This window comes from Emticicia sp. 21SJ11W-3 (genome assembly GCF_024138715.1).
Lineage (GTDB): Bacteria > Bacteroidota > Bacteroidia > Cytophagales > Spirosomataceae > Emticicia > Emticicia fluvialis.
The window spans coordinates 4516246-4533409 of record NZ_CP092074.1; the positions used below are offsets into that span (position 1 = coordinate 4516246).

The following is a 17164-nucleotide window of genomic DNA, read 5'->3' on the forward strand; positions in this document are numbered from 1 at the left end:
CAGCCTTAATTGATGGGGATGGCTCCACCAATCGCACCATATAGGAATTGAAACACTTTTGTGCAACCTCTGGCAATATTCCAGGTTACACCACCAATCGCACCATATAGGAATTGAAACTTCAGGCAGTGTTGTACAAAAGCGTAGGCTTTCAACCACCAATCGCACCATATAGGAATTGAAACTTTTTAAATACTAACAAATTTTAGCGATGGACGGAACCACCAATCGCACCATATAGGAATTGAAACTTGAAACGGCTTCAGATAACCCTGAAGCCGTTTTTACCACCAATCGCACCATATAGGAATTGAAACACGCCCCGGTGGCATCCTTAACGCTACTACTGTAATTCCACCAATCGCACCATATAGGAATTGAAACCCTAAAAATTCATTTCCTGTTTTTTCGTCTACCCACCACCAATCGCACCATATAGGAATTGAAACTAAGCAGATGTTAGCATCTTCTTATATGCTTCCTTCCCCACCAATCGCACCATATAGGAATTGAAACTCGCATCCGGGTAAAAAGAAAGCCCTGTTTTCTCACCACCAATCGCACCATATAGGAATTGAAACTCCGGTAATTGATTGGGGGTTCTGGCTCCCCGATGGCACCACCAATCGCACCATATAGGAATTGAAACTTGTCTTTAAACCCTACGCCTGTTTGGTTTCCCCTTCCACCAATCGCACCATATAGGAATTGAAACTTACTTGTTTATGAAGCAATCCAAGTGCTTTTGTACCACCAATCGCACCATATAGGAATTGAAACTTTGATGTGTTTTTTATTCCTTTTGGATGTATCAACCACCAATCGCACCATATAGGAATTGAAACATTTCAACAAATAAGACATTTATCAGGCAAACTATCCCACCAATCGCACCATATAGGAATTGAAACTTCAAAAGAGCCGGCCAATGGTGGCAGGCTTACAAGCCACCAATCGCACCATATAGGAATTGAAACTCGTACAATTCATACACGATAGTTTTTTCGTTTGCTCCACCAATCGCACCATATAGGAATTGAAACTAAGCGTAAATACTTTTTGATGAATATGATACTAGCACCACCAATCGCACCATATAGGAATTGAAACTTGGCAATCAGCAATGTACACGTGCCGTTTGCATTTCCACCAATCGCACCATATAGGAATTGAAACCCGTTCAATCTTGCTTATAAATACTTGCTTTTTTATACCACCAATCGCACCATATAGGAATTGAAACATAAGCCGCACTGGCCGCCATGCCTGCCACATAAGCCACCAATCGCACCATATAGGAATTGAAACCTTTTTATGGGTGGGCAAAAAGCCTGAGCATTTTACCACCAATCGCACCATATAGGAATTGAAACCTTTATACTTATCGTCAGCAATGCGCCAGAAACCGTCCACCAATCGCACCATATAGGAATTGAAACGAGTACTTGTAAACAACCTCGGCCGTTGCATCAAATACCACCAATCGCACCATATAGGAATTGAAACGTAAAACATAAGAGCATAATAAACAAAAAACCGGGGTCCACCAATCGCACCATATAGGAATTGAAACAAATTCGCGTGCAAGGAACTGATAGAGACGTATATAACCACCAATCGCACCATATAGGAATTGAAACGACAGCAACCTTAAATAATTCTGCTTGATTTCCTTGCACCACCAATCGCACCATATAGGAATTGAAACTAATATCCCGTCATATTTACAATGCTCAAAGCCTCCCACCAATCGCACCATATAGGAATTGAAACATTGGGTTGGTTGGCGACCAACCCACTACAATAGACCACCAATCGCACCATATAGGAATTGAAACTCAACGGCAAAGGATTTACTTTCGTGTCGACTTACTCCACCAATCGCACCATATAGGAATTGAAACTAATAATAATAATTTGTTTTAATCTTCAATAGCTGCCACCAATCGCACCATATAGGAATTGAAACCACGTTTTTAAATCTGTCATGAAGTGAAAAATTTTACCACCAATCGCACCATATAGGAATTGAAACTCGGGATAATACACATCTGCACCGTTCTTTACTACTTTCCACCAATCGCACCATATAGGAATTGAAACACGCCCAACGTCGCGCTTCATTCTTTGCCAGTACAACCACCAATCGCACCATATAGGAATTGAAACCTATGGTAGCAAAATTAGGTCATAGCAGATTTTTAGTCCACCAATCGCACCATATAGGAATTGAAACTTCCGAAACACCTATCGTCCACAAGACCGAGTAACCCACCAATCGCACCATATAGGAATTGAAACCAAAATGCTTTCGCAAAGCATGGATTGAAAAAACCGCCACCAATCGCACCATATAGGAATTGAAACCCGATAAAGAAATATCTACCCCTGAGAGTTCTAATGTACCACCAATCGCACCATATAGGAATTGAAACGTATAAAATTATAAATGATACCACGGCCTTGACATCGCCACCAATCGCACCATATAGGAATTGAAACGCTTTACCCAAAATTTTACACACTAATTCGCCTGAACCCACCAATCGCACCATATAGGAATTGAAACAACCAGGCTTTGACGTCTCCTACTGTAACTTTGCCGTCCACCAATCGCACCATATAGGAATTGAAACAAACTATACTGCTACATTCGATTGCATGGCTTAAAAGCCCACCAATCGCACCATATAGGAATTGAAACTCAATCCAAAGTTATCAAAAGAGGCGAGAGAAACAACCACCAATCGCACCATATAGGAATTGAAACGCTTTAGGGTCCGTAAATGTTAGTTTTCCAGCAGGGCCACCAATCGCACCATATAGGAATTGAAACTCAACCAGTCCGGCTTGATGCCTAGCCGCCCGGCTATCCACCAATCGCACCATATAGGAATTGAAACTGCGAAGCGCGCCCCTGTCGCCTTTCGGATTTGTCACCACCAATCGCACCATATAGGAATTGAAACAAGCTTGTCTCCTTTAACGTTAGCCGTTGTTTGCGCCACCAATCGCACCATATAGGAATTGAAACTGAAATTAGCGATTCAGAAACGTTTTTTAGCTTACCACCAATCGCACCATATAGGAATTGAAACTCTATCAGGAAATGAAGCGTTTGCAAGCAGAGACCGCCACCAATCGCACCATATAGGAATTGAAACGGCGCAAAGAGTGTAAACGGTCGGGCGGAATCAGTCCACCAATCGCACCATATAGGAATTGAAACGATACTTTAATTAAAAGGTTGTTGACTGACAGAGAAACCACCAATCGCACCATATAGGAATTGAAACTAGGCGATTGCAATTCATAAGCTGTAACATAAGCAGACCACCAATCGCACCATATAGGAATTGAAACTTCTTTATAAGAACTACCCAATACCCAAAAATTTCACCACCAATCGCACCATACATATAGGAATTGAAACACCTCGTCAACTGGTCTTCCAAGGTTGATTTACACGACCACCAATCGCACCATATAGGAATTGAAACTATCGCCTAATTTACCAAAACCCTGTTGCAGTCTGGCACCACCAATCGCACCATATAGGAATTGAAACTCCATTATTAGGCTCAAAACGCCTTCCGGAAACCATACCACCAATCGCACCATATAGGAATTGAAATTTTTGTAATTGTGCAACTTTTTCAAGATAAGATAAGCCACCAATCGCACCATATAGGAATTGAAACGCCTAATAATACTGCTCTCCACATTTCAATTAAATACCACCAATCGCACCATATAGGAATTGAAACTCTGATTTTAATGCGCTAACTGACCTTGTAGCTTCGTCCACCAATCGCACCATATAGGAATTGAAACATAATTTCAATACGCCGGTGTTGGGTATGGGTACGGACCACCAATCGCACCATATAGGAATTGAAACAATTTAACAGTTCTCATATACTCTCTTTGCTTATCCACCAATCGCACCATATAGGAATTGAAACATAATTTCAATACGCCGGTGTTGGGTATGGGTACGGACCACCAATCGCACCATATAGGAATTGAAACAATTTAACAGTTCTCATATACTCTCTTTGCTTATCCACCAATCGCACCATATAGGAATTGAAACATCTTGAAAAAAACATTGTATTTTCTGGCACCGCCTACCACCAATCGCACCATATAGGAATTGAAACGAAAGCATGAACGAATTACAGTTGTTCAGCAATTACGCCACCAATCGCACCATATAGGAATTGAAACTTACTTCTTTGCTCTTCTTTCCTGCAATTCCTGCGCCACCAATCGCACCATATAGGAATTGAAACAACATTTCCGCTAGTTTTTGTTGGGTAAAATTCTTCCACCAATCGCACCATATAGGAATTGAAACTAAACGGTATTGAAGTACCGGCAATAGCCGCTTTTTCCACCAATCGCACCATATAGGAATTGAAACACGATTAGCAAGGCGGTAAAAGCTATATAAAGCAAATCCACCAATCGCACCATATAGGAATTGAAACCTTCTTCGGCCATGGTTTTCAAGTCTTCCATTTTCGCCACCAATCGCACCATATAGGAATTGAAACAAATTGATAGGCTCCTATGATAGCTTTGCTCCTAACCACCAATCGCACCATATAGGAATTGAAACTTTGATAAAATCTTTTTTATTGGTTACTGACCATTCCCACCAATCGCACCATATAGGAATTGAAACTCGTAATTTTTATCGTTTATATAGCGGGTGAAATAAGCCACCAATCGCACCATATAGGAATTGAAACTTTGGTGACGCAAAGTCAATCGCCATGCTTGCTAACCACCAATCGCACCATATAGGAATTGAAACAAAACCATGAGGGTTTGAAAGTTCAGGACAGAAGAGCCACCAATCGCACCATATAGGAATTGAAACGCCATTCCATACGCATCTATATTATTCGAATATTCCACCAATCGCACCATATAGGAATTGAAACTTGTATTAATTCCGTTAATGATTAATTGATAGGACAACCACCAATCGCACCATATAGGAATTGAAACTTAAATAGCTGTCCAAGATAGTTTTCTATTGATTGTTCCACCAATCGCACCATATAGGAATTGAAACATAAATTCGGTCAACTCTTCTTCTTTTCCTTTTTTTACCACCAATCGCACCATATAGGAATTGAAACAAGAAGTGTAATGTGTATGTGTGGGAGGATGAGGTGATCCACCAATCGCACCATATAGGAATTGAAACGTTATTAGGAAAAAGAAAGTAGTTTGTTTGAGATTGACCACCAATCGCACCATATAGGAATTGAAACAAGAAACCAGATGCAGGCGGTTAAAAATCTGGCACACCACCAATCGCACCATATAGGAATTGAAACTGCCATTAGCAGCCACAAGCCTGTTCACATCACTACCACCAATCGCACCATATAGGAATTGAAACAGGCGCGACTACCCGGAAGAACTAATTAACTATTTACCACCAATCGCACCATATAGGAATTGAAACAAACGGCCTTTTATCAGGAACTTAGACTATAACAAGCCACCAATCGCACCATATAGGAATTGAAACTCAAAAACTTGCTTTACAAAAAATGACATTGCAGCACCACCAATCGCACCATATAGGAATTGAAACTGTTTTTATTTTCTAATCTTCGTAAATAACTCCCTGCCCACCAATCGCACCATATAGGAATTGAAACCCTGTAAAATCTTGTATTAAATAGCCCTGCCCGCCGTCCACCAATCGCACCATACAGGAATTGATATACGAGATACAAAAATAGAATTTCCGGAATGACTTTACCTTTGCTGCCGCTGTGGCTATAAAATCAATCATTAGCATTAAACTATAATTTATATATCCTTAGCCACTATTTTTCCTGCTTTCTTTCTATTCATTCACTAAATTGCTTTCCATATTCTTCAGTTTTATAGCTTACGCTGTTATCAATCAAAAAAAAAATTAAATATTCTGTAATGTTTCGTTAGGTGGGTCGTCTATGTTATTGAAATGGATTTAAAAGTATTTACACAATCGGTTCTTCAACACCAGGCACGCTTATACAGAGTGGCCAAACTCTACCTCAAGAACGCTGAGGAAGCCGAAGACACCGTGCAGGAAGTATTTTTGAAACTGTGGGACAAACGACAACAGCTTGAGACATACCAGAGTGTGGAAGCGCTGGCAGTACAGATGACCAAGAACCTTTGCCTTGACAAACTGAAGTCGTATGCCTACAACCACACGCAAACTGGTTTAGAGACCATTGATATGGGCGAAATTGCCTACACACCTTATGAACAGGTGGAGTTAACCGATAGTAATGAATTATTAAAGAAGATTATTGACGCCTTGCCTGAAATTCAGAAAACGGTTTTGCATCTGCGCGATGTGGAAGAGTATTCATTTGAAGACATTGAGCAGGTTACAGGCCTGACCGTCAACAATATCAGAGTTATTTTATCAAGAGCCCGGAAGAGTGTCAGAGACAGTTATTTAAAAGTGAACAATTATGCATCAGGAAATTGAAAAATTATTGGAGAAGTACTACGAGGGAGAAACGTCGCTACAGGAAGAAAAGTATATCAAAGATTTTTTCAGTAAAAGCGATGTACCACCCCATTTGCAACACCATGTGGCCGAATTTGGGTATTACCAAAAGGCAGCGGAAGAGCAACCCTCTGTGCAAATAAAAACTCAGGTATTAAACACCATACAAAAGCGCGGAAGGGTGGTGCAGTTTGGCATCGTCAGCAGAAGAATAGCCGCCGGCATTGCCTTGTTAATTGGCGGATTTACCGCCGGATACTATTTCAATAACAGTCGGCCGGATATACTGATTGTTGAAAGCACACCAGAATCAAACCTGAAAAAAACCTTACAGTTTGAACAGGTGAAACTGACGTCGGCCAGTGACCGGATTGATGCCGTACACCAAAGCCTTGAGCTGAAAGAGCTTGACCAGGAGCTGATACAGTTGTTAATCAATACCCTGAATTTCGACGACAACGTAAACGTACGTTTAGCTGCCTGCCAGGCACTGGCTCGCTTTGGAGATGAACCCATGGTACGAGAAGGGCTCATTCAGTCGCTCAAAATACAAACCGACCCAAATATTCAGATTACGCTTATTGAGCTGCTGGTAATAATGAAAGAGAAACGCGCATCAACTACCCTTGAGCAAATCTCTAAAGACAAAGCAGCATTGGATATTGTACGTCTGAAAGCACAGGAAGGCGCAGCCAGATTAATAACCTTATAAACAATTAACAACAAACGGATTTTCGAAGAAATGTAAGGCCTTGTTCAGAGATTATCCCATTTTTAATCGATTCAGAATTATCTAAAAGCAAATTACAATGAAAAAACACATGCTTATATTCGCCTGTCTTTTTCTGACAGCCCTTTATACCCAGGCGCAGGAATACAAACATAAACTTGCCAACAACGCCAGCAGCAAAATAGCCATAGAGCTGGATGCCGACAACCTGAAGATTGAAGGCCATGCCGGTGATGAGGTGATTATCAGAGGCGGAAGTACTGAAATACTACCTGAACAAGCCAAGGGTTTAAAAGCCTTGTATAATACAAACGTTGATAATACCGGTATCGGGCTTTCTGTTACGTCAGAAGGCGGAATATTAAAGATTGAAAAAGCATCAAGAAAGTCGGCTAAATACACAATTCTAATCCCGAATAAGGCCAGCCTGATATACACACAGATTAACTGGCAAGGCTCTTGGATAGCCATCAACAATGTAGAAGGAGACCTGGAAATGAAAACCAACAATGCCGATATGAAACTGAATAACGTTACAGGGCCTATTGTAGCCAGCAGTATCAGTGGCAATTTCACGGCTGTTTTCAAAAACGTGAACCAATCAAAACCATGTGCTATTTCTCTGGTGAGCGGCGAGATTGACCTTACGCTGCCCTCTACCACAAAAGCTTCGGTATTGGTAAAATCGGTAACAGGTGAGGTTTACAGCGACCTTGACATGAACCTGAAACCTGGTAAAGATGGTTTGCCAAAAGTGAGTGGCGGCCACAATATTGCAGGCACCCTGAATGGCGGCGGCGTGAACCTGAATCTGAATTCGGTAAGCGGCAATATTTACCTACGCAAGCAAAAATAACAACCTTTGTCCTATATAAAAATTATGAAAAAGCTATTAATATTACTTATGCTGGCATTTAGCCAGTACAGCGGCTACGCACAAAAAATAAAACTAATTGAAAAGCACCTGCCTTTTTCTGCCGCTCAATCGGTTAATCTTAATCTCAGATTTGCCGATGACATTCAGGTAAAATACTGGGATAAAGCCGAGGTTTACGTAAAAATTGCTGTAGAAATAAACTCTGGTAAGCTGAATGATGCGTTGACGGTAAGCAGTAACAGTACAACAAACGAGATAAGTCTGAAAACCGATTTTAACAATGCGCTGCTTGAAGACGGGAATGTAGAAGACTGCCCCGATAGCAAAGCCCACCAATCATCATGGAACCGCAACGGCAAAAACTATTATGTATGCAGTAAAATAAACTATGAGGTTTATCTGCCTAAGCAAGCCGAACTAGAGCTGGAAACGATAAGCGGAAACATCTGGATTAACTCTGTTTACAGCTCAATAAAAGCCAAGAGCATCAGCGGGTTTGTTGATGTAAGCTGGCCGAAAGGCAAAGGTGGAACCCTTGGCATGAAAACCGTTACCGGTGAAGTTTACTCAGACCTGAAAATTGATTTCACCAGCAAAAGACAAAAGAACCCTTTAGTTGGGTATCCGCTTGAAGGCACCGTAAATGGTGGCGGCCCCAAAGTAACGTTAGAGTCTATCAGTAATAATTTATATGTAAGAAGTAAATAATAAGTTGTTGGTCCGGTGGTTTAACCTGCTCATCACAGGATTTGAATCACCGGATTTTTTTATCCAATAACCAGCCACCCCAACACAATGGCTTATATTGAACCATGCCCGACAATCCTGTAAGGGGCTTATCAGGCAAGGTTTTAACCACTATTCTTCAATTCTTCAGAACAGCCACGCGTGACACCTGGCTTTCAATGTTAAAATCGTAGATTAATTTCTCATTTCCGGCAGATACCGCCAGGGTATAAGCGCCGTCGTCAAGATGCTCTACATTCAGCACCAATGGTTTATTAGTCTGGCTAAGCTCCTGATAAAACACTTCACCCTTAGCGTTATAAATTTCAATGCTTGCGGTATTTTTTGTTACATCATCAAAAAGTACTTTCAGACGAAGATTGCTCATATCTAAAACACTGATTTTTGATTCGGTTTTTGTGTCTTTGGCAACCGGAGTTTCTGCTTTTGCATAGCTAAAGCTGCTGATAACTAAACCCAGGGCAAGAATAAAAAATGACTTTCTCATGATACATAAAATTTAAAATGTTGAACCGTTTTTTTCTTTGATGAGTCAAATATACAGGTCATTTTTTTAGCAGAAATGCAGAATAGATAAACCCGGAACCTAAGATGATGAAAGCTGAGAAGGACTTGATATAGGCACATATCGACAAAAAACTGGCAATTTTGGGCTTACAAGGGCATACATCGTCATATTTCAGGTTTTTATCTACCTGCATCACGATTTGTTCCACATCATAAGAGAGGCATTAAACCTTTAAGAATACCGGGGGAGAGTTCAGCACAATCAGAAATGGCTGCCCTTGCTGTTTAAATCAGGTAGGTTATGTAAGCAGCGGTGTAAAATTTAAAAACAAGCCCCATAAAAATATTATTCTATGGGGCCCTTACCAGTTATTTGAAATTGAATGCTTTTTTCAGCTTATCAAAAATATCGTTGTTCTTATAAAACCCTGCAAACATTTCAGCGCCTTTGCCGTAAGCAAAAACCGGAATCATCACAGCTGTATGCCCACCGGTAGTAAACTTGCCCTCCACTTTACCGTCTTTAGAAAGGCCGTTCAAAGAAAAGCCACCAGTTTCATGGTCGGCCGTAATTATTACCAGGGTATTACCGTCTTTATCCGCAAAATCAAAGGCCTCGCCAATGGCTTTGTCAAAATCAAGCATTTCGTTCACAATATACTGGGTGTCGTTTGCGTGGCCACCCCAATCTATCTGAGACCCCTCTACCATCAGGAAAAAACCCTTTTTGTTTTGTTTCAGAATATTCAGTGCCGTTTGGGTAGACACCAGCAACTGGTCTCCCCTGCCCTCCGATATCTTCACCGGGTCGCCCTCTGCAATCAGCCCGGCCAGTTTACCGCTTTTTACTTTGGCCACCTCATCAATTGACTGCGCAACCTGATAATTTTTGCTTTTCAGTTCATCAAGCAGGTTTCTTCCGTCTTTTCTCTGATTAAAATACTTGCGACCACCCCCAATAAACAGGTCAATATCTGTTTTAAGGAAATCAGCCGCTATTTCTTCCGACATCTTTCTTGAAGGCTGATGCGCAATAAATGAAGACGGCGTAGCATCTACAATGGCACATGTAGCCACCAGGCCGGTAGCCAGCCCTTTCTGCTCGGCAATTTCAAGAATGGTAGGCAAAGGATTCTTATCTGCATCTACCCCAATTGCGCCGTTATAGGTCTTCTGCCCGGTAGAAAACGCAGTGGCACCAGCGGCTGAATCGGTAATAAAATTATCGGCCGAATGGTTCTTATGAAAACCAATTACCTTACTGCGCTCAATGTTAAGCGGGCCTTTAGCCGAAACAATGCCCGAGTAAATCTGGGCGGTACCCATGCCGTCACCAATCAGAAAAATAATGTTTTTTGGATACTGATTTTTCTGTGCTTCAACTGTAAACGACCCTATTGTTGCCAAAACAGCAAACATGCTCAACCACAATGTTTTTTTCATTAAAATGCTTTTTTTTATTAATACCCCGGCCTGCCCTTAAAAGACCATTGTGCACCTGATGCTACACCCAAAGACAGGGTATTAAAATGTGAATAATTATAAAACGAGGGCACAAAAAACGGAAAGAACCACTAAATAACAGACCAACATTTGTTATGATTTTATTAAGAAAAATACAATCCACACAAGAACAAGCCTGTTTTTGGCGTTTATAGAGCTAAAAACGTATATATATCCACCAAAATTTTTATCTACTAAATGTGCCATTTGCGTGGCATATTAGCCGTCCACCTCTCCATTTTTGATTAAATCTCCTAAATAATTATGTTTTTTGTTTACATTTTAGGAAATTTGAACAGCTGCATACGATGAGACACAAAGTATTTACTAACCGAATTTTATTATATCCTGAGGCTTATCTGAAGAGTTAAATTTACTCTGATGTCTCTTAAATGCGAACACATGAAAACTAAGAATTATAGGATTTTCTACACTGATGACGACCTTGACGATAAAGAAATTTTTAAAGAAATAATCAACGAAATACATCCCGATTTTTTGATTGAGTTTCAGAGTGACGGGATAGAGTTGCTATCGATGCTGAAAGAAACCCAGGCCAAGCCGGACATACTGTTTCTTGACCTGAATATGCCTTATGCCGATGGCTTTGAGGTATTGAGTGAAATACGACAAGACTCATCGCATAAAAATCTTCCTGTGGTGATACTCTCTACATCAAACGATACCAGTTCTATTGCCAAAGCAAAAGAATCTGGGGCTACTCTGTATGTTTGTAAGCCTGATTCTTATACCAAACTCAAGAATATTCTTGCCGAGCTATTGAGTTTAAACTGGAACAGCTATTTAGAATCGCAGCCTGTGAAAGAATTTGTTTATTGTTGAACAAATATCTTTTCTCTGACAATTGCCTGAGGAATACATGACACACTACGATAGCATTTTAAGCAAACTCAGGTCTGAGACCGGGGTTCTGCATACTGAATTAGAAAAAACTGCTCTTTCAAAAGCCCTGCTTGAAGAAAACGTTTCAATGGAAAACTACCTGCTCTATCTTCAAAAAATGAGGAGTGTGGTTGATTTTTACAAAAATTGCGTTTTCCCGGTTTTGATTGATACACTTGCTGATTTGCCACGCAGACGAAGACTTGAGATGATTGACCATGATTTGAACCGGTTATCGGCAAAGCCAATTGAACAGAATGTTTTTAATATACAGAATGCAGGTGGGCATCCGCCCGTTCCGTACGCCTTAGGCTGTATGTATGTAATGGAAGGTTCAACACTGGGTGGCAGAATCATTCTTAAGCATATTGAAAAACACTTAGGGCTTTTGCCATCTGACGGCGCTTCTTTTTTTGAAGGCTATGGCGCCGAAACGGGGCAATTGTGGAAGTCGTTTTTAACAACATTACAGACTTATTCATTACAAAATGATGCTGATGCCGCTATCGTTGCCGGAGCAACTGATACCTTCAGGTCAATAAAAAATCATTTGGAGTCTTAACAGATGGCATTGAAAGATATAGTTAACCGCGAGCTTGTTAACCTTACCAATTGCGAACAAGAGCCTATTCATATACCGGGCAGTATTCAGCCTCATGGTTTTTTAGTAGCCACAGACACCAACGGGGTAATCAGATATTGCAGTGCCAATATCCATGAATTTACCCCGTTCAAAGCCGAAAACCTGCTTCAACAACCTATTGAAGTGCTTATCGGAGCCGACCAGCTTTCGCAGTTCAGGCACTACCTTACTGAGCTCCAGCGCACATCGGCGGCGCCTCATATTCTTGGTATAGGAAACACTCAGTTTCAATGTATGGTACATCAGGCAGAAGATACCTTTTTGTGTGAATTTGAGCCGGTTTCGGAGCATATCCCACGCGTATCGGCAGTTTATGACCAGGCCATTAACTTTGCACGGTACATGAGCCAGGCCATGACCCTGCAACAGCTTTGCCATAGCGTAGCTACAGAAATACGGGCATTAACCGGATATGACCGCGTAATGGTGTATCGTTTCGATAAACAATATAACGGCGAAATATTTGCAGAAAGCAAAGTTGATGAACACGAGCCTTTTCTGGGTTTGCATTATCCGCACACGGATATTCCTGTTCAGGCACGGCAGCTATACATCAGAAACCTGATGCGCCTGATAGTAGATGTTAATTACACCCCTGTACCGATACTTACTAAAGAAAACAGCAGCAACAAAGACCTAGACCTCAGCTGCTCAACATTGCGCAGCGTATCGCCTATTCATGTGCAGTACCTGAAAAACATTGGTGTAAGCGCCACACTAACTATTTCTCTTTTGCACGAGGGCAAGCTGTGGGGGCTTATTGCCTGCCATCATTACTCGGCCAAGTATCTTGACCATTACACCCGCATTACAGCGCAGTTGCAGGGACATTTTCTAACATCACAGATTCAGGTTCGGGAAATGGCCGAAGGTTACGCCGTGGCGGCCAGAATAAACACCTCTTTAGAGACTTTACTGAACAAAACATTTGTACCCGAAAGAGCCTCTTTACAAGCATTGGTAAATCAGCCTCAGATACTTGAAATATGCCATGCCGCAGGCGTAGCGGTGATACTGAACAATGTTGTATACAAAGCAGGAAAAACACCTGACGACCCGTTAATTCTGCAAATTGCAGAGCTGGCCAGACAAAAAGCAGCAAACGGCATTTTTAACACCTCGGCACTTTCTGAAGATTTTCCTGAAGCCTTAGAATGGTGTTCGGTGGCCTCTGGTATATTGTATTACCAGCTGGGGGTAGTGCATAATGAAGCCATAGTCTGGTTCAGACCAGAAAGCCTTCAGACTATTAACTGGAGCGGAGACCCTGAAAAAGCCATAATGAAAGATGTAAACGGGCTGTCGCCAAGAAAATCATTTGAAAAATACCAGCAGATTGTAAAATGCCGCTCTTACGACTGGACTCAGACAGAGCTGACCGCCGCCGCTACTTTTTCATATTCTATTCAGAAACTTATTACACTTATTCTGCTTACTGAAGAAGAAGCCCGCCAAAGAGAATTGACCAGACAACTGGAGGCATCGAACCTTGAATTGGAAAATATCAGTTGGATAAGCACTCATGATTTAAAAGAACCGTTGCGTAAAATACAATTGTTTTCGTCGCGCTTGTTGAACATTGACAAGAACCTATCGGCTGATATGAGCGCCACGCTCCAAAAAATGAATGCTTCTGCTAACAAAATGCAGAAACTTATTTCAGATATCACTAATTATTCCAGAATCAGGCATTCTGAAACAACACTCGAAAAAATTGACTTAGCTGCCCTGATTGATAAAGTAAAACAAGAGCTTGCAGAAGATATTGAAGAAAAAAACGCCAGCGTTGTTGCAGTTAATTTAGCTTTCATAGAAGGCATACCCGTTATTGTGCATCAGTTGTTCAGCAACCTGATAGGTAATTCTATGAAGTTTATCAAAGATGGCGTATGGCCGAAAATAGTAATTAAGCAAGAGCAGGAGCCAGTAAAATCACCGGAACCTGACGACACAAAACTATACTACAAAATTACTGTTGCTGACAATGGCATCGGCTTTGAAAACGAATTCAGCGATAAGATATTCAAGATATTTACACGCCTACATTCGGCAGATAAATATCAGGGCACAGGTATAGGGCTTGCCTTGTGTAAGAAAGTCATGCAGTTGCATAATGGATATATCTATGCAGAAAGCGGAGAAAATCAGGGAGCTGTGTTTACACTTTATTTTCCTGTTTGACTACCGTGCCACGCTCTCTTTATGAAGAGGATAAGCGTGGCACGGTTGAATTAATTCTCTATCTATTAAAACTCTCCCTCAGCAGGTTCTTTTGTTTTCTTCTTAGCCTGATGCAGACGATAGTTAAACGTCAGATTCACTTGTCTCAAACGCCCTTGTCCTCGGCTCTCCGTAATAAAGTTAGGCCCTTCGGTAATAGAACGATAAATCCTTGAGTTAAAAACGTCGCTCACATTCAAAGTCACTGTGGCATTGTTTTTCATGATATCCTTACTCACTGCCAAATCCATCACGGCAATGGCTTTTCTTCTTCCCTGAGGCGTTTGCTGTGGTGCCTCATAGTTACCACGTATCTGGAAATCGGTGTTATTCCAGAAAGTAAAGCGTGAGGTCATACGCGTAAACCAGCTGTAAGTATCACTTTTAAGGCTGGCATCAAAGTTAGCACCATTGGTAATGGCTCTGAAAAAGTTAAAGCTGCCATCCAGTTTCCACCATTTATAAGGCGTTAATGAGGTAGTAAACTCATAGCCGAACGAGTTTTCAGTAGCCAGATTTTCAGGTCTTGTAAATGAATTACCGGCATCGTCCACTTTTCTGATACGTACTATCTTGCCATCGGTATATCTGTAATACAAAGATGAGCTGATAGACCCGCTCTCGAAATACTTGATATGACCCAACTCATACACATCCGTAAATTCCGGATTCAAATCAGGATTACCGCTCCAGAAGTTACGGCTGTCGCTAAAAGTTGAGAAAGGGCTCAGGTCATTATAAGTCGGGCGACGGATACGTCGGCTATAGCTAATCTGCATCGAGTTTTGTTTCGGAAACTCATAAGTAATATGCACACTCGGAAACAGGTTGTTGTACTTACGCGGGTTTACTTCATTGGTTTTTCTCAGCGTAGTGGTCACATTTGTCCACTCTGCCCGAACACCTGCCTGATACGAAAACTTGCTCACTTTGTTACCAATAATACCATAAGCCGCATTGATGTTCTCTTCATAGAGGAAATCGTTTGTAAAACCTGCAATCGGGAACCAGACGTTGTTCTCACCTCTTTGTGTCAGCGAGAAATCGTTGGTCATATCGCGCGAGCTGCTTCTGGCACCCAATTCAAATTTGCCCTCTTTGGCAAACGGATGCGTGTAATCAGCCTGAAACAACAACTGTTTTTCGGTTTCATAATTCAGCGAACGTTGCAATATAGCCGGTATGTCAGAAGCACTGCCATCTGGTTTGTAGGTCTGCTGGTTATAGTACTGGTCAGAGTCCTCCCAGTTATCCAGGTACCTCACGTCTGCCGTCAGTTCATGGCCTTTTCTGGCAAACTTACGTTTGTAAGTAAGGGCATATTCAGCATTGGGTTCGGTTTCGGTTTCGTCTTGTGTACGGTTGGTAATACCGGTAGGGTTATTTACATTGTTCAGGTAATCACGGTAGCGGATGTCTGAAAAACGTTTTCCTTTGCTTATTCTCCACAGGTACGAGCCCGTCAATGTATTGTTATCATTAAAGAAATAATCAATACCTGCACGGGCACTGTTATTCTCACCTTTCAGTTTGTTGGTTGAGTTTTGCTGGGTTATGAGCGTTGAATCGCCCTGATAAAACTCCTGATACAGCGAGTTTCTGCCCGGAGTATTTCGGTACGAAGCCGTATAATTAACAAAAAAGTTAAGGTTTTTACGCCGATAATTTACATTAGCAGCCAGGCCCAGGTTGGTAGGGTGTCCGGCAATTACATCAAACGAACCGTTAAAGCCTTCTTTTCGCTCTTTTTTAAGAATAATGTTAATGATACCCCCCATCCCTTCGGCCTCATAGCGTGCCGATGGATTGGTAATAATCTCTATTCGTTCTATGCTGCTGCCTTGCAACTGCTGCAAACCACTTCCACCTTTAATACTCACCAGGCCCGATGGCTTACCATCTACCAGAATCCTGACGTTATTACTGCCTCTCAGGCTTACGTTACCATCAATATCAACCGATAATGAAGGAATATTGGTCAGGATATCAATGGCCGTGCCACCAGCGTTGGCCAAATCTTTACCTACATTGAAAATACGCTTATCGAGCGACATCTCCATTGAGCTTTTCTCGGCGCGCACCTCTACTTCATTCAATACATTACTGGAGGTGGCTACTTTCAGGATTCCTAAATCATGCGAAGGATTATCAGGTGACAAAGAAAACGGAGCCGTTTTGGTGGCTTTATATCCAATAAACTCCAGCAGCGCATAATAAGTACCAGATGGTGCATCAATAGAAAAAGCACCGGCATCGTCTGTAATATTACCGGTAACAAAAGAGCTGTCGGGCAATTTATACAGCCGCACACTGGCAAAGGCAAGGGGTGCGTTAGACTGCGCATCTACTATTTTACCTTTCAGTTTAAATTTCCCTGCATTCTGGGCTAAAGATTTTTCGGCTCCTAAAAAGCTAATCATTAAAACAACAATAAACGATAACGGTTTTGCGATTGAAAGTAAAGATTTGTATTTGATGATAATGTTCATTTCCGGATTG

At 41.5% G+C, this 17164-nt stretch carries 10 protein-coding genes and 2 CRISPR repeat arrays (1 of these 12 cut by a window edge); of the genes, 7 read left to right on the top strand and 3 right to left on the bottom strand.

Annotated features, from left to right (window positions below; genetic code table 11):
- A CRISPR array of direct repeats spans positions 1-3364; the repeat unit is 30 nt; unit sequence CCACCAATCGCACCATATAGGAATTGAAAC; it begins 4962 nt to the left of the window's first position.
- Positions 3365-3470: 106 nt separating this feature from the next.
- Positions 3471-5751: a CRISPR direct-repeat array (repeat unit 30 nt; unit sequence CCACCAATCGCACCATATAGGAATTGAAAC).
- 244 nt (positions 5752-5995) lie between these two features.
- The 4 genes from MB380_RS19115 (at position 5996) to MB380_RS19130 (ending at position 8850) form a co-directional block, all read left to right on the top strand.
- The gene (locus MB380_RS19115; RefSeq protein WP_253530137.1) at positions 5996-6514 is read left to right on the top strand and encodes an RNA polymerase sigma factor; all 519 of its coding nucleotides are present in this window, start codon (positions 5996-5998) and stop codon (positions 6512-6514) included.
- Positions 6498-7247: a HEAT repeat domain-containing protein gene (locus MB380_RS19120; RefSeq protein ID WP_253530140.1), complete on the top strand. Its 750-nt coding sequence runs from the start codon at positions 6498-6500 to the stop codon at positions 7245-7247. The genes MB380_RS19115 and MB380_RS19120 overlap by 17 nt, the downstream gene beginning before the upstream one ends.
- Positions 7248-7344: 97 nt before the next feature.
- Entirely contained in the window at positions 7345-8121 is a 777-nt protein-coding gene (locus MB380_RS19125; RefSeq protein ID WP_253530143.1) for a DUF4097 family beta strand repeat-containing protein, read from the top strand.
- A gap of 24 nt (positions 8122-8145) precedes the next feature.
- A complete protein-coding gene (locus tag MB380_RS19130; protein ID WP_253530146.1) occupies positions 8146-8850 on the top strand; it encodes a hypothetical protein in 705 nt (234 codons plus the stop codon).
- A 157-nt stretch (positions 8851-9007) separates the two neighbouring features.
- On the opposite strand, the gene MB380_RS19135 is transcribed toward MB380_RS19130, so the two are convergent.
- Entirely contained in the window at positions 9008-9376 is a 369-nt protein-coding gene (locus MB380_RS19135) for a T9SS type A sorting domain-containing protein (RefSeq protein ID WP_253530149.1), read from the bottom strand.
- A 389-nt stretch (positions 9377-9765) separates the two neighbouring features.
- Positions 9766-10839, bottom strand: a complete 1074-nt coding sequence (locus tag MB380_RS19140; protein ID WP_253530151.1) for an alkaline phosphatase — start codon at positions 10837-10839, stop codon at positions 9766-9768.
- 462 nt (positions 10840-11301) lie between these two features.
- On the opposite strand from MB380_RS19140, the gene MB380_RS19145 reads away from it, so the two are divergent.
- The 3 genes from MB380_RS19145 to MB380_RS19155 are packed head-to-tail and all read left to right on the top strand — an operon-like array spanning position 11302 to position 14626.
- A complete protein-coding gene (locus MB380_RS19145) occupies positions 11302-11742 on the top strand; it encodes a response regulator (RefSeq protein ID WP_253530154.1) in 441 nt (146 codons plus the stop codon).
- A 37-nt stretch (positions 11743-11779) separates the two neighbouring features.
- Positions 11780-12364: a biliverdin-producing heme oxygenase gene (locus tag MB380_RS19150; RefSeq protein WP_253530155.1), complete on the top strand. Its 585-nt coding sequence runs from the start codon at positions 11780-11782 to the stop codon at positions 12362-12364.
- Between the two features lie 3 nt (positions 12365-12367).
- Positions 12368-14626 carry an ATP-binding protein gene (locus MB380_RS19155; RefSeq protein WP_253530166.1) on the top strand — a complete coding sequence of 753 codons (2259 nt, stop codon included), beginning with the start codon at positions 12368-12370 and terminating at the stop codon, positions 14624-14626.
- Positions 14627-14691: 65 nt separating this feature from the next.
- On the opposite strand, the gene MB380_RS19160 is transcribed toward MB380_RS19155, so the two are convergent.
- Positions 14692-17154: a TonB-dependent receptor domain-containing protein gene (locus MB380_RS19160; protein ID WP_409014614.1), complete on the bottom strand. Its 2463-nt coding sequence runs from the start codon at positions 17152-17154 to the stop codon at positions 14692-14694.
- Positions 17155-17164 lie beyond the last annotated feature (10 nt).